Raw genomic sequence first — 22,121 nt, 5'->3', positions numbered from 1 at the left:
GCTAGAGTTCTTCTTGTTCGCAGCGCGGAACACCGGAGACGGGGGGAGCGCAGCGGAGAGCGGGGCTATAGCTCAGTTGGTAGAGCGCCTGCATGGCATGCAGGAGGTCAGGAGTTCAATTCTCCTTAGCTCCACAATCAGGATCCCGTCCCCAATGGGGGGCGGGATCCTTGCTTTTGTGCCCTTTGCGTTTGCTGACCGTGCCCGTACCGGCATGGCAGAATCGGACGGCCGGAGGGGGACACGACGGCCCGACGCGGGAGGGAGTCGCTGACGGATGGGTGCACACCGGCGCCGGTGCGACTGGTGCAACAACGGCACGCCGATCGTTCGGGACATGGAACCGGTCAACTCCGACTACCAGTACTGGTGCGAGGAATGCGCACGGGCGCTGATCATAAAAGGCGACCCCATCGAGACCTACCGGGAGCTGGAGGGGGAGCCGATCTACGGCCGGCTGCTCGACGAGCACTGCACGCTCAAGCGGTTCTACCAGTTCGCAAGAGCGTGACGACATAGGTCAAAACGGACATGGCCCGTGGTCGGCGGAAACCGATTTTTGGACCAGGGCCATGACCGTGTAATGTTTGGGACGTCGCCAGGGAGCGCCGGAAACGGAAGAGTCGGGCGGCAGGCAGGAACGCAGTACAAGGGGCTATAGCTCAGTTGGTAGAGCGCCTGCATGGCATGCAGGAGGTCAGGAGTTCAATTCTCCTTAGCTCCACATAGAGAAGCGGGCCACCCGATCAGGGTGGCCCGCTTCTCGTTGTGCGGAACGCCCGGGCGTCCGCCGGGGCCGCTGCGGTACCCTGGCGCCATGCGTGCCGTACGCCTTCTGCTTACCGAGCCGCGCTGATCAGTACCGACCCCGGCGGTCGGCATCGGCGCGGCGCCCCCTCCTGTGCGAGGGGTTTTTTCGTTTGGGCAGGCAGAGACGGCAAGACGATCGATGGAGCTTCAGGAATCATGAGCGAGACGAACACCCCGGCCCCCGAGGCGGCCGAGGCGCACCGTTACACGGCTGCCATGGCCGCCGACATCGAGGCACGCTGGCAGGACGTATGGGACGCGCAGGGCACCTACGAGGCCCCGAACCCGAGCGGTGACCTGGCCGGGGACCCGGCGGCGGTCGCGCGGCCCAAGAAGTTCATCATGGACATGTTCCCGTACCCGTCCGGCGCGGGGCTGCACGTCGGCCACCCGCTCGGGTACATCGCCACCGACGTCTACGCCCGCCACCAGCGGATGACCGGGCACAACGTCCTGCACACCCTGGGCTTCGACGCCTTCGGCCTGCCGGCAGAGCAGTACGCCGTGCAGACGGGCACCCACCCGCGGGTGTCGACCGAGGCCAACATCGCGAACATGAAGGTCCAGCTGCGCCGCCTGGGCCTGGGCCACGACAAACGCCGTTCCTTCGCGACCATCGACCCGGACTACTACAAGTGGACCCAGTGGATCTTCCTGCAGATCTACAACTCCTGGTACGACACGGACGCGCATCGGGCCCGCCCGGTCGACGAGCTGGTCGCCGCCTTCGAGAACGGCTCCCGTGAGGTCCCCGGCGGCCGTGCCTGGGCGGAGCTGACCGCCGCCGAGCGCGCCGACGTACTGAACGGGTACCGCCTGGCGTACTCCTCCGACGCGCCCGTCAACTGGTGCCCCGGGCTGGGCACCGTACTGGCCAACGAGGAGGTCACCGCGGACGGCCGCTCCGAGCGCGGCAACTTCCCGGTCTTCAAGGCCAAGCTGAGCCAGTGGAACATGCGCATCACCGCCTACGCGGACCGGCTGCTGGACGACCTGGACGCACTGGACTGGCCCGAGGCCATCAAGCTCCAGCAGCGCAACTGGATCGGCCGCAGCGAGGGCGCGCGCGTCGACTTCGCCGTCGGCGACGCCGGTGCGATCACCGTCTTCACCACCCGCCCCGACACGCTGTTCGGCGCGACCTACATGGTGCTGGCGCCCGAGCACGAGCTGATCGGCTCCATCGTGCCCGCGGCCTGGCCCGAGGGCACCCACCCCGTGTGGACCGGCGGGTACGCCACCCCGGCCGAAGCCGTGAACGCCTACCGCAAGCAGGCCGCCTCGAAGTCGGACGTCGAGCGGCAGGCAGAGGCGAAGGACAAGACCGGCGTCTTCACCGGCGCGTACGCGACCAACCCGGTCAGCGGCGAGCGGGTCCCCGTCTTCATCGCGGACTACGTGCTGATGGGCTACGGCACCGGCGCGATCATGGCCGTCCCGGCCCACGACGGCCGCGACTTCGAGTTCGCGCGCGCCTTCGAGCTGCCGATGCGCTGCGTCGTGCAGCCCTCCGACGACCGCGGCACCGACCCCTCCACGTGGGACGACGCCTTCAGCTCGTACGACGCCAAGCTGGTCAATTCGACCGGAGAGGGCATCTCGCTGGACGGCCTGGGCGTCGCCGAGGCCAAGGCCGCGATCACCGACTGGCTGTCCGAGCGCGGCATCGGCGAGGGCACGGTCAACTTCCGGCTGCGCGACTGGCTGTTCAGCCGCCAGCGCTACTGGGGCGAGCCCTTCCCGATCGTCTACGACGAGGACGGCGTCGCCCACCCGCTGCCCGAGTCGATGCTGCCGCTGGAGCTGCCGGAGGTCGAGGACTACTCGCCGCGCACGTTCGAGCCGGACGACGCCGGCTCGAAGCCGGAGACGCCGCTGTCGCGGAAGGCGGACTGGGTCGAGGTCGAGCTGGACCTCGGCCGCGGCGACGGCGTCAAGCGCTACCGGCGCGAGACCAACACCATGCCGAACTGGGCCGGTTCCTGCTGGTACGAGCTGCGCTACCTGGACCCGCACAACTCCGGGGCCCTGGTCGACCCGGCCGTCGAGCAGTACTGGATGGGCCCCCGCGAAGGTCAGCCGCACGGCGGCGTCGACCTGTACGTGGGCGGCGCCGAGCACGCGGTGCTGCACCTGCTGTACGCCCGCTTCTGGTCGAAGGTGCTGTTCGACCTGGGCCACGTCTCCTCGGTCGAGCCGTTCCACAAGCTCTACAACCAGGGCATGATCCAGGCCTACGTCTACCGTGACGAGCGCGGCTTCCCGGTCTCGGCCGCGGAGGTCGAGGAGCGGGACGGCGGCTTCTTCTTCGAGGGCGAGCCGGTCAAGCGCGAGCTGGGCAAGATGGGCAAGTCCCTGAAGAACGCGGTCACGCCGGACGAGATCTGCGAGGAGTACGGCGCGGACACCCTGCGCCTGTACGAGATGGCGATGGGCCCGCTGGACGTCTCGCGTCCGTGGGACACCCGGGCCGTGGTCGGCCAGTACCGGCTGCTGCAGCGGCTGTGGCGCAACATCGTCGACGAGGAGACGGGCGCGGTGACGGTCGTCGACGCCGAGCCCGCCGAGGAGACCCTGCGGGCGCTGCACAAGGCCATCGACGGGGCCGGCGCGGACATGGCGGGGCTGCGCTTCAACACGGCCATCGCGAAGATCACCGAGCTGAACAACGCCCTGACGAAGGCGGGCCGGCCGCTGGAGCGCCCGGTCGCCGAGGCCCTGGTGCGGCTGGTCGCCCCGCTGGCCCCGCACATCGCGGAGGAGCTGTGGCACCGCCTGGGCCACGACGACTCGGTGGTCCACCAGGACTTCCCGGTCGCGGACCCGGCCTACGTCGTGGACGAGACCGTGACGTGCGTGGTGCAGGTCAAGGGCAAGGTCAAGGCACGGCTGGAGGTGCCGCCGGCCATCTCGGAGGCGGAGCTGGAGCGGCTGGCGGTCGCCGATGAGGGCGTGGTCGCGGCCCTGGGCGGCGCGGAGATCCGCAAGGTGATCGTGCGCGCCCCGAAGCTGGTGAACATCGTCATCTGAGGTACCGGGCCGGTCGCATCCGGTGTCCCACGGCGTCGCACGGCGTCGCACGGCGTCGCACGGCGTCCCATGGGGGACATCCCGTACGGGCAGGTTGGGGGTTCGATTGGAACCCCTGGCCTGCCCGTGGCGTTTACCGTGGAGGGGACGGACAAAGAGCCGCGGGGACTGGGGAAGGGACACTCATGGAGGCCGCGTTGATCATCTTCGCGCTGATGGTGCTTTTCGCCTTCCTGGGCCTGGGCGTGTATGTGACCGCCAAGGTGGTGAAGGCGACCCGGCGCGGCGTGGACCGCACGATCACGCAGGCCCGCCGGACGGTGGAGGACACCACGCTGCGGGCGAAGAGCCTGGGGCAGGTCGGGGTCACGGGGGCGCTGGCGCAGCTGCGGCTGGACCTGCGGACCTCGATGCGGGCCACGCAGGAGGCGCTGCACCAGGGCGTCCGGGTGGACGCCTCGCTGAAGGAGTCCATCGGGCTGTTCGAGCGGCTCAGCGAGCACGGACACGAGCTGGACGCCGAGCTGAAGCGGCTGGAGCAGGAACCGGACCGCAGGCGGACGGCGGAGATCCTGCCCGATCTGCGCGAGCGGGCGGCCAAGATCACACAGGCGGCGGATTCGCTGCGCTGGGCGGCGCGGGACCGCGCCCGCAGGTTCGCGGCCGATGACCTGTCGGCGCTGTCGGACCAGATCGAGGTGGAGTCCGGGGCGCTGCGGGACTGGACGCCGGAGTCGGTGGACCACCTGGCGGCGGCGGCCGCGGCGTGGGACGCGCAGCAGCAGGCGGGGGGAGCGGGGCAGGCCCCGGCTCAGGCCTCGGCTCCGGCGCGCGGCGGGAGGGGTGCGCAGCCGGGGCCGGCTGCCCTGAACGGGGCCGCCCCCGCGGCGCAGTACCCCTGGCACAAGGCGCGCCGACCGGAGAGCACGACCTGACCGGCGGCCGGCCCGGACCGGCGGTCGCCGGGGCCCGGGCCGGCTGCCGGCTCCGCAGGGACGGTGGACGCGGCCGCGGACCGGGGTCCGGGCTGCCGTGCCCCCTCCACTGGCGGTAACCTCCGGCTCATGTCCCGCCATGTCGCCATCGTCACCGATTCCACGGCCTACCTGCCCCACCCGGCCATGGCGCGGCACGGAATCGCCGCCGTCCCGCTCACCGTGGTGCTGGGCGGCGAGGCACTGGAGGAAGGCACCGAGATCTCGGCGCGCAGCCTGGCCCTGGCCCTGCAGAAGCGCCGTTCGGTCACCACCTCCCGCCCCAGCCCGCAGGAGTTCGTCCGGGCCTACCGGGCGGCCGCCGACGCCGGGGCGACCGGCATCGTCAGCCTGCACCTGTCCGCCGAGTTCTCCGGCACCTACGACGCCGCCGTGGTCGCCGCCCGGACCGCGCCCGTGCCCGTCCGTGTCGTGGACACCGGGATGGTCGCGATGGCCCTCGGTTTCTGTGCGCTCGCCGCCGCCGAGGTGGCCGAGGCGGGCGGCTCCGTCGACGAGGCGGTGGCGTCGGCCGAGAAGCGGGCGGCGGACATGTCCGCGTACTTCTACGTCGACACCCTCGACTACCTGCGCCGGGGCGGCCGGATCGGTGCCGCCCAGGCCCTCCTCGGCTCGGCGCTGGCGGTGAAGCCGCTGCTGACGCTGGACGGCGGCCGGATCGAGATGCTGGAGAAGGTCCGTACGGCCTCCAAGGCCATCGCCCGCCTGGAAGAACTGGCCGTCGAGCGTGCCGGGACGGGAAGCGTCGACGTGGCGGTGCACCACCTGTCGGCACCGGAGCGGGCGGACAAGCTCGCCGAGCGGCTCCGGGAACGCATCCCCGGCCTGGTCGAGCTGCACGTCAGCGAGGTCGGGGCGGTGATCGGCGCGCACACCGGGCCGGGCCTGCTGGCCGCGGTCGTCTCGCCGCGCTGAACACCCGAAGGAGTGGCGCGGTTATCCACAACCGGTGCGCTGTCCACCGGAATTGAGGGTTCCGAACGGGTGTCGGGATCGGCCCCTACCGTCGTCGCATGACTCCTCGCACGCGCACCGCGCATCCGTCGGGCGCCACCAGCGGCCCGGGCCGACCGTCCCTTTCCGACAGCCGACTGCGCTACCGCCGCGGCCGCCCGAGCGGCCGCCGCGGTCATGCGGTCCCGCATCCCGATCCGGACGCGGTGCGCCGACGGGCCGAAGCCCTGCTGGGCGACATCAGCCCACCCCCGGTCCCGCCGGGCCCACCCCCGGTCGCGCCGGGCCCCGCCTCCGGTCGCGCCCGTCCCGCCGCTGGTCCCGCCGGGCCCACCGCTGGTCACCGCGCAGGTCCCACCACCGGGCCCACCAGGCCCGCCACCGGTCACGGTGCGGGTCCCACCGTCCGTCACGGTGCGGGTCCCACCGCCGGTCGCTACGGCCGTCACGCCGCCGGGGCCGGTGTCCGGTGCGGCGGTTGTCGCGACGCCCGGCCCGGTGGCGGCTCCAGCGGCTCCGGCCGGGGAGCTGGGCGCGGAGCCCCGGGAGGAGGTGGACGGCCCGGCGTCCGGCGCGGTGAGCGAGGTGGCGGCCGGCGCCTTCGCGCGGCCGGCTCTGCGCGAGCGGATGCCGGTGTGGCTCCAGGCGCGTTGCGGGATGGAGCCGCGCACGGTGGCCGCCGTCGCGGTGGTGCTGGTCGCCGCCGTCGGCTTCGCAGCGCAGCAGTTCTGGTCGGCCCGGCCGCAGCCGGTGACCGCCCCCGCGGTGGTCGCCCCGGCCGGCGGCCCGGCCGCGGGGCCGGCCCCGGCGGGGGCTGCCGCCCCTTCGCCCGCCGTATCGGCCGGAGCCGGCGCCGCCCGGATCGTGGTGGACATCGGAGGCAAGGTCCGGGATCCGGGTGTGCGGCGGCTGCCCGCCGGGTCGAGGGTCGAGGACGCGCTGGCCGCCGCCGGGGGAGTGCGGCCGGGTACGGACACCACCGGCCTGAACCGGGCCCGGGTGCTGGTGGACGGCGAGCAGGTGCTGGTGGGCGCTCCGGCGCAGCCTCCTCCAGGCGGCGCGGGCGGCGCGCGCGGCCCGGCCCCGGGCCCGATCAGCCTCGGCTCGGCCACCGTCGAGCAACTGGACGGACTGCCGGGGGTCGGGCCGGTGCTGGCGCAGCACATCGTGGACTTCCGCACGGCCCGCGGGGGCTTCCGGTCCGTGGAGGAGCTCCGGCAGGTCAACGGCATCGGCGAGCGGCGCTTCGCCGATCTGCGCACCCTGGTGCGGCCGTGAACCGGCCCGAGGACACCGGCCCCCTCGACCTGCGGATCGTCGCGCCCGCCCTGGCCGCCTGGGCGGCGACCGCCCTCGCCCTGGACGCGCCCACCGGGCCGGCCGCCGCCGCGGTGGCGCTGGGACTGGCCGGTGCCGGGCTGCTGATCTGGGCCGGGTGGCGGCGCTCCGGGGCACTGGGCAGGCTCGCTCCGGCCTTCGCCGCCGCCCTGCTGTGCGCCTGCGCCGGGGCCGGGGTGGCCGGGCTCCACCGGGCCGAGGCGCGGGCCGGGCCGGTGCCGGAGCTGGCCCGGGAGCAGGCCCGCGTCCTCGTGGAGCTGACCGTCGGCTCCGACCCGCGCACCACCACGAACACGAACGGGCCGCCGGTCGTGGCGCTCGATGCGGTGGTGACCGGCGTGACCGCGCCCGACGGGCTCAGGACGCGCGTCGAGACGCCGGTGCGGGTACTGGCGGGACATCCCGACTGGGCCCGGCTCCAGCCCTCCACGCGGGTGGAGGCCGTGGCCCGGCTGGCCCCGGCGCGGAGCGGCGAGCAGGCCGTGGCCCTGGTGCGGCCGGCCGGTGACACCCCGCCCCGGGTGACCGGCGGCCCCGACACCGTGCAGCGGATCGCCGGGCGGTTGCGGGCCGGACTCCGCGAGGTCACCGAGGGGCTCGCACCGGATGCGAGGGCCCTGCTGCCCGGACTCGTCGTCGGCGACACCTCCCGGGTGCCGCCCGACCTGCACGAAGCCTTCCGGGCCACCGACCTGCTGCACCTCCTGGCCGTCTCCGGTTCCAACCTGACCGTGGTGCTGTTCCTGCTCATCGGACCTCCGGCCCGCGCCCAGCAGGCGGAGCGCAGCGGGCTGGCACCCAGGCTCGGACTGTCACTGCGGGCCACGGCACTGTGCGGGACCGCCCTGACGCTGGCGTTCGTGGTGGTGTGCCGGCCGGAGCCGAGCGTGCTGCGGGCCGCGGCGTGCGGGGCGCTCACCCTGCTGGCCATCGCGACCGGCCGGCGCAGGTCCCTGCTCCCGGCCCTCGGCGCAGCCGTACTGCTGCTGGTCCTCTACGACCCGTGGCTGGCCCGCAGTTACGGCTTCCTGCTCTCCGTCCTGGCCACGGGCGCCCTGCTCACGCTCGCGCCCCGGTGGAGCGCGGGGCTGCGGCGGCGCGGGATGCGGCACCGGCCGGCCGAAGCGCTGGCCGCCGCCGCGGCCGCCCAGGCGGTGTGTGCGCCCGTCGTCGCCGTGCTCGCCGCCCGGGTCAGTCTGGTGGCGGTCCCCTGCAACCTGCTGGCCGAGCTGGCCGCGGGCCCGGCGACGGTGTTCGGCTTCGCGGCGCTCGCTCTGGCTCCGCTGTGGATGGCCGCCGCGAAGGTGTCGGCCTGGTGCGCGGGGCTGCCCGCCGGGTGGATCGCCGGCGTGGCCCGGGCGGGGGCCCGGCTGCCGGGCGCCGAGACGGCCTGGCCGGGCGGGGTCACCGGCGGGCTGGTGCTGGCCGCCGCCACCCTGGCCGTGGTGGCCCCCGGCGCCCGGATCCTGCGCCGGCGGTGGCTCTGCTCCGCGCTGGCCGTGCTGCTGCTCGCGGCCGTACTGCGGCCGCCGCAGCTCACCCGTACGCTCACGGGCTGGCCACCGCCCGACTGGAGGTACGTGCAGTGCGCCGTGGGCCAGGGAGACGCCGCGGTGCTCGCCCTCGGCCCCGGGGAGGCCCTGGTGGTGGACGCCGGACCGGATCCCGGCCCGGTGGACGCCTGCCTGCGCGCCCTGGGTGTGAACAGGGTTCCGCTGCTGTTGCTGACGCACTTCCACGCCGACCACGTGGCGGGCCTGCCCGGTGTGCTGCGCGGCAGATCGGTGGGTGTGATTCAGACCACGGCGCTGGAAGAGCCGCAAGGCCAGGCGCAGTTCGTCCACCGGACCGCGGCGGCCGCCGGCGTGCCCGTCGTACGGGCGACGGCGGGCGAGCGGCGCCGCGCCGGTCCGCTGGAGTGGCAGGTGCTCTGGCCGCCGACCGCAGGGCCACCGCCCGAGGGGCCCAACGACGCGAGCGTCGCCCTGCTGGTACGGGGTGCGGGGCTGACCCTGCTGCTGCTCGGCGACCTCGAACCGCAGGCGCAACAAGGACTGTTGAGGGAGCATCCGGAGCTGGGCCCGGTCGATGTCCTCAAGGTCGCCCACCACGGCTCCGCGCACCAGGAGCCGGTGCTGTACGCCCGGGTCCGGCCGCGGATCGCGCTCGTCCCGGTCGGCGCGGGCAACCGCTACGGACACCCCGCAGCGGGTACGCTCGCCCAGCTGCGGGCGATGGGGGCGAGCGTGCTGCGCACCGACACCGACGGTTCGATCGCCGTCTGCGGAACGGGTGCGCGGCTGCGGGCGTCCCCGGCTGGTCGGGGGCGGCGCGGGCGGCGGAGACGGCGCGGTCATACCGGGCGCGGCCCTTCTGTTTGCCCCCAACCCGACAGCATGATCGAATGCGTCTTCGCCAGAGCGGTCCAATTCCACACAGCACGGGGGTGCGTCAGCCATGTTCGGTCGCCGACGGGGGATGGAGACGGCCGGAAGTTCCAGCCCGCACACATCCGCGACACTGACGCTGCCACCGACGGCGCGTCTGCTCAGCTGCCGGGTCCTCGACACGGTCCACCAGCCGGTCAGAGGGGCCACCTTCGAGGTGACCGACCCGATCGGCCGCAGGATCGTCAAGGGGGAGACCGATCCGTACGGCGGGTTCACCGCGGCCGTACCGGAGGGCGAGTACCGGCTCTCCGTGACGGCCGAGGGGTACGCGCCGTTCCACGGGGCGACGCTGGTGGGGGACCCGGCGCAGCCCGGGACCGGCGAGATCATCCTGGACGCGGTGGAGCCGCCGCTGCTGCCGCAGCCCGGCCACTGGGAGCTCGACCCGACGCACTCGTCGATCGGCTTCACGGCGCGGCACATCGGCTTCGCCAGGATCCGCGGCCGCTTCAACACCTTCGCCGGCGCGGTACGGATAGCCGACCGGATGGAGGACTCCTCCATGCACGTGATCATCGATGCGGCGAGCATCGACACCGGGCTGCGGCTGCGCGACGACCACCTGAGGTCCGGCGACTTCCTGGACGCGGTGCGCCACCCGACGGTGGAGTTCTACAGCGAGCGGTTCATCCACCGCAGCGGCAGCCGCTGGGCCGTGGCGGGCGCACTCACCCTCCACGGGATCAGCCGGTCCGTCACCCTCGACACCCGGTACCTGGGCCAGGGCACGGGCCTGGAGGGCGAACCGAGGGCGGCCTGCCGGGCCACCGCCGAACTGCACCGCGAGGACTTCGCCCTGAACTGGCAGTCGATGCTGGCGCACGGCGTCGCCGCGATCGGTTCGAGCGTCGACGTCACCCTGGACGTGCAGATCGTCCACAAGGCCTGAGGCGCCGAACCTCCCTACGGGGCTTCGAGCCAGCCTTCGTACGCGGCGGCGAGGGCCTCCAGGGAGGCGGAGTCGAGCCGTTCGCGCGGGTCCTCGACGACCACCAGCCACTGCGCGTCCTCGGCGTCGTCCTCTCCGGCCAGGGCGTCGCGGACCAACTGCGGCTCCTCGGGCAGACCGAAACGGTCGACGGCCTCCCGCGCCACCTCCTCGGCGGCGTCGCGGTCGGGCAGGACGAGTACATGGTGCACGTTCACCGGACCATTGTCGGGTACGCGGCGCGGAGGCCTGTCGGTGCGGCGTGGGATGCTGGATCCGATGGCCACCAGGAAGAACTCCACCGACGATCTCCTCGCCCCCCTCACCCTCGCGGTGGGCCAGGAGGACCTGCTCCTCGACCGCGCCGTACGGGAGGTGGTGGCGGCCGCCCGCGCCGCCGATGCCGACACGGACGTCCGCGACCTCGCCCCCGAGCAGCTCCAGCCCGGCACGCTGGCCGAGCTGACGAGCCCCTCGCTCTTCTCGGAGCGGAAGGTCCTGGTCGTGCGCAACGCCCAGGACCTGTCAGCGGACACGGTCAAGGAGGTGAAGGCCTACCTCGGCGCGCCCTACGAGGAGATCGTCCTCGTGCTCCTCCACGCGGGCGGGGTCAAGGGCAAGGGTCTGCTGGACGCGGCGCGAAAGGCGGGTGCGCGGGAGATCGCCTGCCCGAAGATGACCAAGGCGGCGGACCGGCTGGCCTTCGTACGGGGCGAGTTCCGCACGCTGGGCCGCTCGGCGACCCCGGAGGCGTGTCAGACACTGGTCGACGCCATCGGCAGCGACCTGCGGGAGCTGGCGAGCGCGGCCGCGCAGCTGTGCGCGGACGTCGAGGGGACCATCGACGAGGCCGTGGTCGGCCGCTACTACACGGGCCGGGCGGAAGCCTCCAGCTTCACGGTCGCCGACCGGGCGGTCGAGGGACGCGCGGCAGAAGCCCTCGAAGCCCTGCGGTGGTCCTTGTCCACCGGGGTGGCACCCGTCCTGATCACCAGTGCGCTGGCCCAGGCGGTGCGGGCGATCGGCAAGCTGGCCTCCGCCCCCCGGGGGGCCCGCCCGGGCGATCTCGCCCGGGACCTGGGCATGCCGCCGTGGAAGATCGACCGGGTCCGCCAGCAGATGCGGGGCTGGTCGGCGGACGGGGTGGCGGACGCGCTCCGCGCCGTGGCCGCTGCCGACGCCGGCGTGAAGGGCGGCGGCGACGATCCGGAGTACGCGCTGGAGAAGGCGGTGGTGGCGGTGGCCCGCGCCGCGCGCCCCCAGCGTCGCTAGGAAGCCTCACCGATCGGGGGCCCCTGCGCGCGGTGTGCGCGCCGTGCGCGCCGGCGCGGTGGGGCCGCCCCGAGGAACGCGAAGGCCCCGGTCGCACCCTGGGGAAGGGTGGGGCCGGGGCCTTCGGTCACTGCTGGTACTGCGATGACGCTCGGTGCGCCGCACCCGCGTGGCGAACGCAGGCCGCGTGCGGCGCGGTGTGCCGGTCCGGAGCGGAAGAGAGGGCCCGCTGGGTCCTTACCGGCGATTCACATCGAGAGCTCAGCCCTGCAGGGAGGCAACCTTGGAGGCCAGTGCCGACTTCTTGTTGGCGGCGGCGTTCTTGTGGATGACACCCTTCGAGACAGCCTTGTCGAGAGCACGCGCGGCGTCACGGGAAGCCACGGTGGCCTTCTCGACGTCACCGGCGACGACGGCCTCGCGGGCCTTGCGGATCGCGGTCTTGAGCGAAGACTTGACGGCCTTGTTGCGCAGGCGCGCCTTCTCGTTCGTCTTGTTCCGCTTGATCTGGGACTTGATGTTCGCCACGAAAGAGCCTTTTCAGGTTCAGAGTATTGTTCTTCGGATCATGCCTCGACAGCTGAGAGGCCATGCGAGACACAGCTGCCCAGGCTACCAGGCACGCTCAGGGCGGCCCAAACCGAGCGCACTGCCCCGTCCATGGGACCATGGGAGTCTGCGTACAGATCCACATCGCGCCGCCGACAGCGACGGGATCCGGACTGTCGCTCAGACCGACGCTCCGCCAACGCTTCCGACTGCGACCCGAGAATCAGGACACTGCGTGCCCGCGATCCCCAGCCACGTGCCCGAGCCGAGCCGTACCGACTCGGCGCTGATCCGCAACTTCTGCATCATCGCGCACATCGACCACGGCAAGTCGACCCTTGCCGACCGGATGCTCCAGATCACCGGTGTGGTCGACCAGCGGCAGATGCGCGCCCAGTACCTCGACCGCATGGACATCGAGCGTGAGCGCGGCATCACGATCAAGTCCCAGGCGGTCCGACTGCCCTGGGCCCCCACCACGGGCGAGGGTCAGGGCAGCACCCACATCCTCAACATGATCGACACCCCCGGGCACGTCGACTTCACCTATGAGGTCTCGCGCTCCCTCGCCGCCTGCGAGGGCACCGTCCTCCTGGTGGACGCGGCCCAGGGCATCGAGGCGCAGACCCTCGCCAACCTGTACCTGGCGATGGAGAAGGACCTCGCGATCGTCCCGGTGCTGAACAAGATCGACCTGCCGGCCGCCCAGCCGGAGAAGTTCGCCGAGGAGCTGGCGAACCTGGTCGGCTGCCAGCCCGAGGACGTGCTGCGGGTCTCCGCGAAGACGGGTCTCGGCGTGGACGCGCTGCTCGACAAGATCGTCGCCACGGTTCCGGCCCCGGTCGGCCCCAAGGACGCCCCCGCCCGCGCCATGATCTTCGACTCGGTCTACGACTCGTACCGCGGTGTCGTCACCTACGTCCGTGTCGTGGACGGTCAGCTCAACAAGCGCGAGCGCATCCGGATGATGTCCACCGGCGCCACCCACGAACTGCTGGAGATCGGTGTCTCCTCCCCGGAGATGACCCCCTCCGACGGCATCGGCGTCGGAGAGGTCGGCTACATCATCACCGGCGTGAAGGACGTCCGTCAGTCCAAGGTCGGTGACACCATCACCAGCCTGCACAACGGTGCCACCGAGGCCCTCGGCGGCTACAAGGACCCGCGGCCGATGGTCTTCTCGGGGCTGTACCCGCTCGACGGTTCGGACTACCCCGACCTGCGCGAGGCCCTGGACAAGCTGCAGCTGAACGACGCCGCGCTCGTGTACGAGCCGGAGACCTCGGCGGCGCTCGGCTTCGGCTTCCGCGTCGGCTTCCTCGGTCTGCTCCACCTCGACGTGGTGCGCGAGCGCCTGGAGCGCGAGTTCGGTCTCGACCTGATCGCCACCGCGCCGAACGTGGTCTACCGGGTCGTCATGGAAGACGGCAAGGAAGTCTCCGTCACCAACCCGAGCGAGTTCCCCGAGGGCAAGATCTCGGACGTGTTCGAGCCGGTCGTCCGGGCCACCCTGCTCGCGCCCTCCGAGTTCATCGGCGCGATCATGGAGCTCTGCCAGCAGCGCCGCGGCACCCTCCTCGGGATGGACTACCTCTCCGAGGACCGCGTCGAGATCCGCTACACGCTCCCGCTCGCGGAGATCGTCTTCGACTTCTTCGACCAGCTGAAGTCCAAGACGCGCGGCTACGCCTCCCTGGACTACGAGCCCACCGGCGAGCAGTCCAGCAGCCTCGTCAAGGTCGACATCCTGCTGCACGGCGACAAGGTCGACGCCTTCTCCGCCGTCTGCCACAAGGACGCCGCCTACGCCTACGGCGTGCGCCTGGTCGCCAAGCTGCGCGAGCTCATCCCGCGGCAGGCCTTCGAGATCCCGATCCAGGCGGCCGTGGGCTCCCGGGTCATCGCCCGCGAGACGATCCGCGCCATCCGCAAGGACGTCCTCGCCAAGTGCTACGGCGGTGACATCTCCCGTAAGCGGAAGCTGCTGGAGAAGCAGAAGGAAGGCAAGAAGCGGATGAAGATGGTCGGCTCCGTGGAGGTCCCGCAGGAGGCCTTCATCGCCGTCCTCTCCAGCGACGAGTCCGGCGGCAAGAAGAAGTAGCCCCTCCGGAGCCGCCCGCCGGCAGACACGAGAAGCCGTGCGCCGGACGTACGCAAGCAGGCCCCCGCGCGTGAGCCCGGGGGCCTCTTTCGTTATGAACCGGCCGCTTGTGGGCCCTTACGCAGGCGCCGGACGGCCTCTAGTCTGATCACTGCTCGATGGTTACTCGCCAGTTTAAAAAAGATCGACGGCTGCAAACCCGCCAGTCCCAAGCGCCCCCCAGCGCTCCACCCCCACGCACTGCCGCGTGGACCGGTCCGGAGGATGTCGTGAGCGACACACAGACCTTGATCGAGAAGCGCCCGCCCACCGTGGCGGCCCTCTTCCTTGAGCGCGTGGCCGCCACGCCCCATGCGGAGGCGTACAGGTTCCCGGTGCCCGCCGCCGACGGCCAGGGCCCCGACGACTGGAAGTCGCTCAGCTGGGGCCAGGCGGCCGAGCGGGTCTTCGCCGTCGCCGCCGGCCTGATCGGCCTCGGCCTGCGGTCGGAGGAGCGCGTCGCGCTCGCCTCCAACACCCGCGTCGAGTGGATCCTCACCGACCTCGGCGTGATGTGTGCCGGCGGCGCCGTCACCACCATCTACCCGAGCACCAACGCGGAGGAGTCCGCGTACATCCTCGCGGACTCCGAGAGCCGCGTGCTCATCGCCGAGGACGGCAAGCAGCTGGCGAAGGCGCGCGAGCGCCGCGCCGACCTGCCGAACCTCGCGCACGTGGTGGTCATCGAGGCCGCGGACGCGCTGGCCGCGGAGGGCGATCCCGAGGGCTGGGTGCTCTCCCTCGCGGACCTGGAGGCGCGCGGCAAGGAGTACCTCGCCCAGCACCCCGAGGCGGTCAAGGAGCGGATCGGCGCCATCACGGCGGACCAGCTCGCCACCCTCATCTACACCTCCGGCACCACCGGCCGCCCCAAGGGCGTGCGGCTGCCGCACGACAACTGGTCGTACATGGCCAAGGCGACCGTCGCCACCGGCCTGATCACCAAGGACGACGTCCAGTACCTGTGGCTGCCGCTGGCCCACGTCTTCGGCAAGGTGCTGACCTCCGGGCAGATCGAGGTCGGACACGTGACCGCCGTCGACGGCCGGATCGACAAGATCATCGAGAACCTGCCGATCGTGCAGCCGACCTACATGGCCGCCGTCCCGCGCATCTTCGAGAAGGTCTACAACGGCGTGGCCGCCAAGGCCCGGGCCGGCGGCGGCGCCAAGTACAAGATCTTCCAGTGGTCGGTCGGCGTCGCCCGCGAGTACGCCAAGGTCACCCAGGACAACTTCCGCCGCACCGGCCAGGCCACCGCCCCCTTCGGCCTCGCCACCAAGCACAAGGTCGCCGACGCGCTCGTCTTCTCCAAGCTGCGCGACGCCTTCGGCGGGAACCTGCGCGCCGCCGTCTCCGGCGCCTCCGCGCTGGCGCCCGAGATCGGCTACTTCTTCTCCGGCGCGGGCATCCACATCCTGGAGGGCTACGGCCTGACCGAATCCAGCGCGGCCTCCTTCGTCAACCCGGGCGAGGCCTACCGCACCGGCACGGTCGGCAAGCCGCTCCCCGGTACCGAGGTCCGCATCGCCGACGACGGCGAGGTCCTGCTGCGCGGGCCCGGCATCATGCAGGGCTACCACGGGCAGCCGGAGAAGACCGCCGAGGTCCTGGAGTCCGACGGCTGGCTGCACACGGGCGACATCGGCGAGCTGTCGGCCGACGGCTACCTGCGCATCACCGACCGCAAGAAGGACCTGATCAAGACCTCGGGCGGCAAGTACGTCGCCCCGGCCGAGGTCGAGGGCCAGTTCAAGGCGATCTGCCCGTACGTGTCGACGATCGTCGTGCACGGCGCCGACCGGAACTTCTGCTCGGCCCTGATCGCGCTCGACGAGCCCGCGATCCTGGGCTGGGCCGCCGAGAACGGGCTGGAGGGCAAGACGTACGCGCAGGTGGTGGCCGCGCCGGAGACCGTCCGCCTGATCGAGACGTACGTACAGACCCTGAACGAGGGGCTGCAGCGCTGGCAGACGGTCAAGAAGTTCCGGCTGCTGCCGCGGGACCTGGACGTGGAGCACGGCGACCTGACGCCCAGCCTCAAGCTGAAGCGGCCGGTCGTCGAGCGGGAGTTCAAGTACCTGATCGACGAGATGTACGAGGGCGCGCGCGAAGCCTGACGCCTCGCGGCGGGCGGCACCGGCAGTACGGGCGGTACCGGCAGTACGGGCGGTACCGGCAGTACGGGCCGGCGCGCCGGGCGGGGCCCCCACCCGGCCCGGTCCGGGGGTCTCGTTGCGCCGCGCCGGCCCGTGGTGGGGGCGGGGGCGGGCGGTGCGGGACAATGGGGCTATGCCTTCCGCCCTGCCCGACGGTGAACCCATGCCCGAAGACGGCTCGCTGCCGGCGCACGCCCTGGCGGGTGCCGGGGAGCGGCCGCTCGGCTTCTACCTGCACGTCCCGTACTGCGCCACGCGCTGCGGGTACTGCGACTTCAACACCTACACGGCCACCGAGCTGCGGGGTACCGGCGGTGTGCTCGCCTCGCGGGAGAACTACGCCGACACCCTGATCGACGAGGTCCGCCTCGCGCGCAAGGTCCTCGGGGACGACCCGCGCGCCGTCCGGACCGTCTTCGTCGGCGGCGGCACGCCGACGCTGCTGCCCGCCGCCGACCTCGTCCGCATGCTCGCGGCCATCCGCGACGAGTTCGGCCTGGCCGAGGACGCCGAGATCACCACCGAGGCGAATCCCGAGTCGGTCGACCCGCGGTACCTGGCGGAGCTGCGGGCCGGGGGCTTCAACCGGGTCTCCTTCGGCATGCAGAGCGCGAAGCAGCACGTCCTGAAGGTGCTGGACCGCACGCACACGCCCGGCCGCCCCGAGGCGTGCGTCGCGGAAGCACGCGCGGCCGGCTTCGAGCACGTCAACCTGGACCTGATCTACGGCACGCCCGGGGAGTCGGACGAGGACTGGCGCGCCACCCTCGCGGCCGCGCTGGGGGCCGGCCCCGACCACATCTCGGCCTACGCGCTGATCGTGGAGGAGGGCACCCAGCTGGCACGGCGCATCCGCCGGGGCGAGGTCCCCATGACGGACGACGACGTGCACGCCGACCGCTACCTGATCGCCGACGAGGTCATGGCGCAGGCCGGGTACGACTGGTACGAGGTCTCGAACTGGGCCACTTCACGGGCCGGGCGGTGCCTGCACAACGAGCTGTACTGGCGCGGCGCCGACTGGTGGGGCGCCGGCCCGGGCGCGCACTCGCACGTGGGCGGGGTCCGGTGGTGGAACGTCAAGCACCCCGGCGCCTACGCGGCGGCGCTGGCCGGGGGCCGCTCGCCCGGAGCGGGGCGCGAGCTGCTGTCCGAGGAGGACCGGCGGGTGGAGCGCATCCTGCTGGAGCTGCGGCTGGTCGACGGGGTCCCGCTGTCGCTGCTCGCGCCGGCCGGGCTGGCGGCCTCCCGCCGGGCCCTGGCGGACGGCCTGCTGGCACAGGAGCCGTACGGGGCCGGGCGCGCCGTGCTGACCCTGCGGGGCAGGCTGCTGGCCGACGCCGTGGTCCGGGACCTGGTGGACTGAGCGGCCGCTGCCGCCCGGCGGACCGACCGGGCCGCTGCCGGCGTCCGCAGTGCGACCGGGCCGCTGCGGCCGTCGCGGCCGCCGTGCGACGAAGGACGCCCCACCCGCCGGACTACAGGGCAGGGTGGCCAAGGACGCCGCGCCACGGCCGGCGGCCGCTCACGGCGCGGTCACGAAGTCGATCAGCTCCTCGACGCGGCCCAGCAGGACCGGCTCCAGGTCGCGGTACGAGGTCACTCTGGACAGGATGTGCTGCCAGGCGGCCCCGGTGTTCTCCGGCCAGCCCAGGGACCGGCAGACGCCCGTCTTCCAGTCCTGGCCGGGCGGGATCACCGGCCACGCGGCGATGCCCAGCGCGGACGGTTTCACCGCCTGCCAGACGTCCACGTACGGATGACCCACCACCAGGACGTCCGGCGAGGTCACCGACGCCGCGATGCGGGACTCCTTCGATCCCGGCACCAGGTGGTCGACCAGGATTCCCAGCCGGGCGTCAGGGGCCGGAGCGAACTCGGCCACGATGGCCGGGAGGTCGTCGATGCCCTCCAGGTACTCCACCACGACGCCCTCGATCCGCAGGTCGTCACCCCAGACCCGCTCCACCAGCTCGGCGTCGTGGCGGCCCTCCACGTAGATCCGGCCCGCCCGCGCCACCCGGGCACGCGCCCCCGGCACGGCGATCGACCCGGACGCGGTCCGCGCGGGGGCGGCCGGGGCCCGCGACGGACGGACCAGGGTGACCACCGCCCCGTCCAGCAGGAACCCCCGGGCCTCCATCGGGAACACCCGGCGCTTGCCGAACCGGTCCTCCAGGGTCACCGTGCCCGCCTCGCACGCCACCACCGCGCCGCAGAAGTCCGTCCCGGCCACCTCGACCACCAGGTCGGGTTCGGCCGCCACCTCCGGTACGGCCCGGGGGCGCTTCCACTGCGGGGTCAGGTCGGGGGAGTACTCGCGCATCCGGCCGACAGTAGGAGAGCCGCGCCCTTCACGCCTCCGACACGCCGAAACGGGCCGCCAGTGTGGCGCGTTGCGCACGCACGAAGTCCGCGCCCACCACCGCTCCGTGACCCGGCACGTACAGTGCGTCCTCCCCGCCCAGCGACAGCAGCCGGTCCAGCGCCGCCGGCCACCGCGCCGGGACCGCGTCCCGCCCCGCCTGCGGTTCGCCGGACTCCTCCACGAGGTCCCCGCAGAAGACGACCTCCCGCTCGCCCGGCACGAAGACCGCCAGGTCGTGCCCCGTGTGCCCCGGCCCCACATTGGCCAGGAGCACCTGCACCCCGCCCAGCTCCAGGGTCAGCTCCCCCGACACCGGGTGGCGGGGGAGCACCAGCAGCTCCACGGCCCGCGCCGCCTCCTCCTGCGCCATGCCGTGGTGCACCGCCGACAGCCGCAGCGCCTCCCGGCCGACCGAGAGCAGGGAGTCCAGCCCGACCGCCCCGTACACCTCGGCCCCCGCGAAGGCGGCCGCACCCAGGACGTGGTCGAAATGTCCGTGCGTGAATGCGATATGGGTCACGCGCCGGCCCGTCAGCCGCTCCGCCTCGCCGCGCAGCACGGCGCCCTCCCGCAGGCACGAACCCGGGTCGACGAGGAGGACGGACTCGTCCCCCACCACCAGCCCCACCGTGCAGTCCCACACCGGCAGCCGCCGCCGGCCGCTCCGCCCGGTCAACCGCTCCCAGCCCGCCTCTTCCCAGCGCACGTCCATGCCGCGACGCTACCGTGACGGCCCTCCCTTGCCATGGTCCGACCACCCGGCCGTACACTGGGCGGGGGTTCCCTGGCACTCGAACGCCCAGAGTGCCAACGGGCACGGCAACGGACCACGGCTGGAGGTGTGCGCGATGCTCAGCGAACGCAGACTCGAAGTGCTGCGCGCCATCGTCCAGGACTACGTCGGGACGGAGGAGCCGGTCGGCTCCAAGGCGCTCACCGAGCGGCACCGCCTCGGCGTCTCGCCCGCCACCGTGCGCAACGACATGGCCGTGCTGGAGGACGAGGGCTACATCGCGCAGCCCCACACCAGCGCCGGACGGATCCCCACCGACAAGGGCTACCGCCTCTTCGTCGACAAGCTGGCGGGGGTCAAACCGCTGTCGACGCCCGAGCGCCGGGCCATCCAGAACTTCCTCGACGGCGCCGTCGACCTCGACGACGTCGTCGGCCGCACGGTGCGGCTGCTCGCGCAGCTCACCCGGCAGGTCGCCGTCGTCCAGTACCCGAGCCTGACCCGCTCGACCGTCCGGCACGTGGAGCTGCTCTCGCTCGCCCCCGCGCGCCTGATGCTCGTACTGATCACGGATACCGGCCGCGTCGAACAGCGGCTGATCGACTGCCCCGGCCCCTTCGGTGAGGCCTCGCTCGCGGACCTGCGTGCCCGGCTCAACAGCCGGGTGGTCGGCCGCCGCTTCACCGATGTGCCCCCGCTCGTCCAGGACCTGCCCGAATCCTTCGAGGCCGAGGACCGTGCCACGGTCTCCACCGTGCTCGGCACGCTCCTCGAAACCCTGGTCGAGGAAGCCGAAGAGCGGCTGATGATCGGCGGAACCGCCAATCTCACCCGCTTCGGACACGATTTTCCCCTGACGATCAGGCCGGTGCTGGAGGCGCTGGAGGAGCAGGTCGTGCTCCTCAAGCTGCTGGGCGAGGCCGGTGAGTCGGGAATGGCCGTGAAGATCGGGCATGAGAATGCCTACGAGGGACTGAACTCCACGTCCGTCGTCTCGGTCGGTTACGGTTCGGGCGGCGAAACCGTCGCCAAACTCGGCGTGGTCGGACCGACCCGCATGGACTACCCCGGAACGATGGGAGCGGTACGCGCAGTGGCACGTTACGTCGGACAGATCCTGGCGGAGTCGTAAGTGGCCACGGACTACTACGCCGTTCTCGGCGTGCGCCGCGACGCATCGCAGGACGAGATCAAGAAGGCATTCCGGCGCCTCGCGCGTGAACTCCACCCGGATGTGAATCCGGATCCGAAGACGCAGGAGCGCTTCAAGGAGATCAACGCGGCCTACGAGGTGCTCTCGGACCCGCAGAAGAAGCAGGTCTTCGACCTCGGCGGCGATCCGCTGTCCTCCTCGGGCGGTGGCGGCGGGGCGGGCGGCTTCGGAGCGGGTGGCTTCGGCAACTTCTCCGACATCATGGACGCCTTCTTCGGCCAGGCCTCGCAGCGCGGCCCGCGCTCGCGGACCCGGCGCGGCCAGGACGCCATGATCCGGCTGGACCTGGAGCTGGACGAGGCGGCCTTCGGGACCACCAAGGACATCCAGGTCGACACGGCCGTCGTCTGCACCACCTGCTCCGGCGAGGGCGCGGCCCCCGGCACCTCGGCGCAGACGTGTGACATGTGCCGCGGGCGCGGTGAGGTCTCGCAGGTCACCCGGTCCTTCCTGGGCCAGGTCATGACCTCGCGCCCCTGCCCGCAGTGCCAGGGCTTCGGCACCGTGGTCCCGACCCCGTGCCCCGAGTGCGCGGGCGACGGCCGGGTCCGTTCCCGCCGCAGCCTGACGGTCAAGATCCCGGCCGGCGTGGAGAACGGCACCCGCATCCAGCTCGCGGGCGAGGGCGAGGTCGGCCCCGGCGGCGGCCCCGCCGGCGACCTGTACGTGGAGATCCACGAGCTGCCGCACCCGACCTTCCAGCGGCGCGGGGACGACCTGCACTGCACGGTCACCATCCCGATGACGGCGGCCTCGCTGGGCACCAAGTGCCCGCTGGAGACGCTGGACGGTCTGGAGGAGATCGACATCCGGCCCGGCACCCAGTCCGGGCAGGCGATCCCGCTGCACGGGCGCGGCGTCACCCACCTGCGGGGCGGCGGCCGCGGCGACCTCATCGTGCACGTCGAGGTCACCACCCCGAGCAAGCTGGACGCCCAGCAGGAGGAACTGCTGCGCCAGCTGGCGAAGCTGCGCGGCGAGGAGCGGCCGACCGGCCAGTTCGCACCCGGGCAGCAGGGCCTGTTCAGCCGCCTGAAGGATGCCTTCAACGGTCGCTGACCGCCTGCGACACCGTTCGAAGGGCCCGGCCGGGCACGTCTGCGGCCGGGTCCTTCGCGTCCCTGCCGGGCCCGCGGGGAGCGGACCGTGCCGGGCGAATGCAGTGATTCGGTCCCCTGAGCG

The 22,121-nt window shown here is 72.5% G+C and carries 16 protein-coding genes, 2 tRNA genes and 1 pseudogene; 15 read left to right on the top strand and 4 right to left on the bottom strand.

The genetic code is table 11. The features are described from left to right. The first annotated feature begins 61 nt into the window (after nucleotides 1-61). From AMK16_RS15755 to AMK16_RS15705, 9 genes and pseudogenes are all read left to right on the top strand, one after another. A tRNA-Ala gene (locus AMK16_RS15755) sits at nucleotides 62-134 on the top strand. A gap of 143 nt (nucleotides 135-277) precedes the next feature. Then, a complete protein-coding gene (locus tag AMK16_RS15750; protein WP_073915042.1) occupies nucleotides 278-511 on the top strand; it encodes a hypothetical protein in 234 nt (77 codons plus the stop codon). A gap of 140 nt (nucleotides 512-651) precedes the next feature. After that, nucleotides 652-724, top strand: a tRNA-Ala gene (locus AMK16_RS15745). A gap of 242 nt (nucleotides 725-966) precedes the next feature. Further along, nucleotides 967-3,840: a leucine--tRNA ligase gene (gene leuS / locus AMK16_RS15740; RefSeq protein ID WP_073915039.1), complete on the top strand. Its 2,874-nt coding sequence runs from the start codon at nucleotides 967-969 to the stop codon at nucleotides 3,838-3,840. A gap of 185 nt (nucleotides 3,841-4,025) precedes the next feature. Continuing rightward, nucleotides 4,026-4,775 (top strand): hypothetical protein, encoded by a 750-nt coding sequence (locus AMK16_RS15735; RefSeq protein ID WP_073915036.1) that lies wholly within the window; start codon nucleotides 4,026-4,028, stop codon nucleotides 4,773-4,775. Between the two features lie 129 nt (nucleotides 4,776-4,904). Further along, a complete protein-coding gene (locus tag AMK16_RS15730) occupies nucleotides 4,905-5,750 on the top strand; it encodes a DegV family protein (RefSeq protein WP_073915033.1) in 846 nt (281 codons plus the stop codon). 537 nt (nucleotides 5,751-6,287) lie between these two features. Then, nucleotides 6,288-7,067, top strand: a complete 780-nt coding sequence (locus AMK16_RS37210; RefSeq protein ID WP_443333568.1) for a helix-hairpin-helix domain-containing protein — start codon at nucleotides 6,288-6,290, stop codon at nucleotides 7,065-7,067. After that, a pseudogene (locus AMK16_RS34215) lies at nucleotides 7,064-9,445 on the top strand (ComEC/Rec2 family competence protein); the annotation flags it as partial. The gene AMK16_RS37210 and the pseudogene AMK16_RS34215, both read left to right, overlap by 4 nt. 139 nt (nucleotides 9,446-9,584) lie before the next feature. Further along, the gene (locus AMK16_RS15705; RefSeq protein ID WP_073915030.1) at nucleotides 9,585-10,466 is read left to right on the top strand and encodes a YceI family protein; all 882 of its coding nucleotides are present in this window, start codon (nucleotides 9,585-9,587) and stop codon (nucleotides 10,464-10,466) included. 14 nt (nucleotides 10,467-10,480) lie between these two features. On the opposite strand, the gene AMK16_RS15700 is transcribed toward AMK16_RS15705, so the two are convergent. Then, nucleotides 10,481-10,723, bottom strand: coding sequence for a hypothetical protein (locus tag AMK16_RS15700; RefSeq protein ID WP_073916150.1), 243 nt, complete (start codon nucleotides 10,721-10,723; stop codon nucleotides 10,481-10,483). 61 nt (nucleotides 10,724-10,784) lie between these two features. On the opposite strand from AMK16_RS15700, the gene holA reads away from it, so the two are divergent. Continuing rightward, the gene (holA, locus tag AMK16_RS15695) at nucleotides 10,785-11,777 is read left to right on the top strand and encodes a DNA polymerase III subunit delta (RefSeq protein WP_143196819.1); all 993 of its coding nucleotides are present in this window, start codon (nucleotides 10,785-10,787) and stop codon (nucleotides 11,775-11,777) included. Between the two features lie 261 nt (nucleotides 11,778-12,038). Here holA and rpsT read toward each other — a convergent pair whose 3' ends face one another. Further along, nucleotides 12,039-12,305 (bottom strand): 30S ribosomal protein S20, encoded by a 267-nt coding sequence (rpsT, locus tag AMK16_RS15690; protein WP_069920239.1) that lies wholly within the window; start codon nucleotides 12,303-12,305, stop codon nucleotides 12,039-12,041. A 256-nt stretch (nucleotides 12,306-12,561) separates the two neighbouring features. Here rpsT and lepA point away from each other — a divergent pair, with 256 nt between their 5' ends. The 3 genes from lepA (at nucleotide 12,562) to hemW (ending at nucleotide 17,991) form a co-directional block, all read left to right on the top strand. Continuing rightward, nucleotides 12,562-14,427, top strand: a complete 1,866-nt coding sequence (lepA, locus tag AMK16_RS15685) for a translation elongation factor 4 (protein WP_073915024.1) — start codon at nucleotides 12,562-12,564, stop codon at nucleotides 14,425-14,427. Nucleotides 14,428-14,696: 269 nt separating this feature from the next. Continuing rightward, nucleotides 14,697-16,586 (top strand): AMP-dependent synthetase/ligase, encoded by a 1,890-nt coding sequence (locus AMK16_RS15680; protein ID WP_073915022.1) that lies wholly within the window; start codon nucleotides 14,697-14,699, stop codon nucleotides 16,584-16,586. Nucleotides 16,587-16,758: 172 nt separating this feature from the next. After that, entirely contained in the window at nucleotides 16,759-17,991 is a 1,233-nt protein-coding gene (hemW, locus tag AMK16_RS15675) for a radical SAM family heme chaperone HemW (protein WP_073915019.1), read from the top strand. 159 nt (nucleotides 17,992-18,150) lie between these two features. Here the strand turns inward: hemW and AMK16_RS15670 are convergent, their stop codons facing one another. Then, nucleotides 18,151-18,951, bottom strand: coding sequence for a DUF3097 domain-containing protein (locus AMK16_RS15670; RefSeq protein WP_073915016.1), 801 nt, complete (start codon nucleotides 18,949-18,951; stop codon nucleotides 18,151-18,153). A gap of 28 nt (nucleotides 18,952-18,979) precedes the next feature. Beyond that, nucleotides 18,980-19,705 (bottom strand): MBL fold metallo-hydrolase, encoded by a 726-nt coding sequence (locus AMK16_RS15665; protein ID WP_073915014.1) that lies wholly within the window; start codon nucleotides 19,703-19,705, stop codon nucleotides 18,980-18,982. Nucleotides 19,706-19,841: 136 nt separating this feature from the next. Between AMK16_RS15665 and hrcA the strand changes: the two genes are divergently transcribed. Together hrcA and dnaJ are read left to right on the top strand one after the other, a co-directional pair. Further along, nucleotides 19,842-20,858: a heat-inducible transcriptional repressor HrcA gene (gene hrcA / locus AMK16_RS15660; protein ID WP_073915012.1), complete on the top strand. Its 1,017-nt coding sequence runs from the start codon at nucleotides 19,842-19,844 to the stop codon at nucleotides 20,856-20,858. Then, nucleotides 20,859-21,998 carry a molecular chaperone DnaJ gene (gene dnaJ / locus AMK16_RS15655; protein ID WP_073915009.1) on the top strand — a complete coding sequence of 380 codons (1,140 nt, stop codon included), beginning with the start codon at nucleotides 20,859-20,861 and terminating at the stop codon, nucleotides 21,996-21,998. The last annotated feature ends 123 nt before the right edge of the window (nucleotides 21,999-22,121 follow it).

The sequence above is a fragment of the Streptomyces sp. CB00455 genome (assembly GCF_001905445.1).
Lineage (GTDB): Bacteria > Actinomycetota > Actinomycetes > Streptomycetales > Streptomycetaceae > Streptomyces.
The sequence above is the reverse complement of the archived record's forward strand: the minus strand, read 5'-3'. Positions and strand labels throughout refer to the sequence as shown.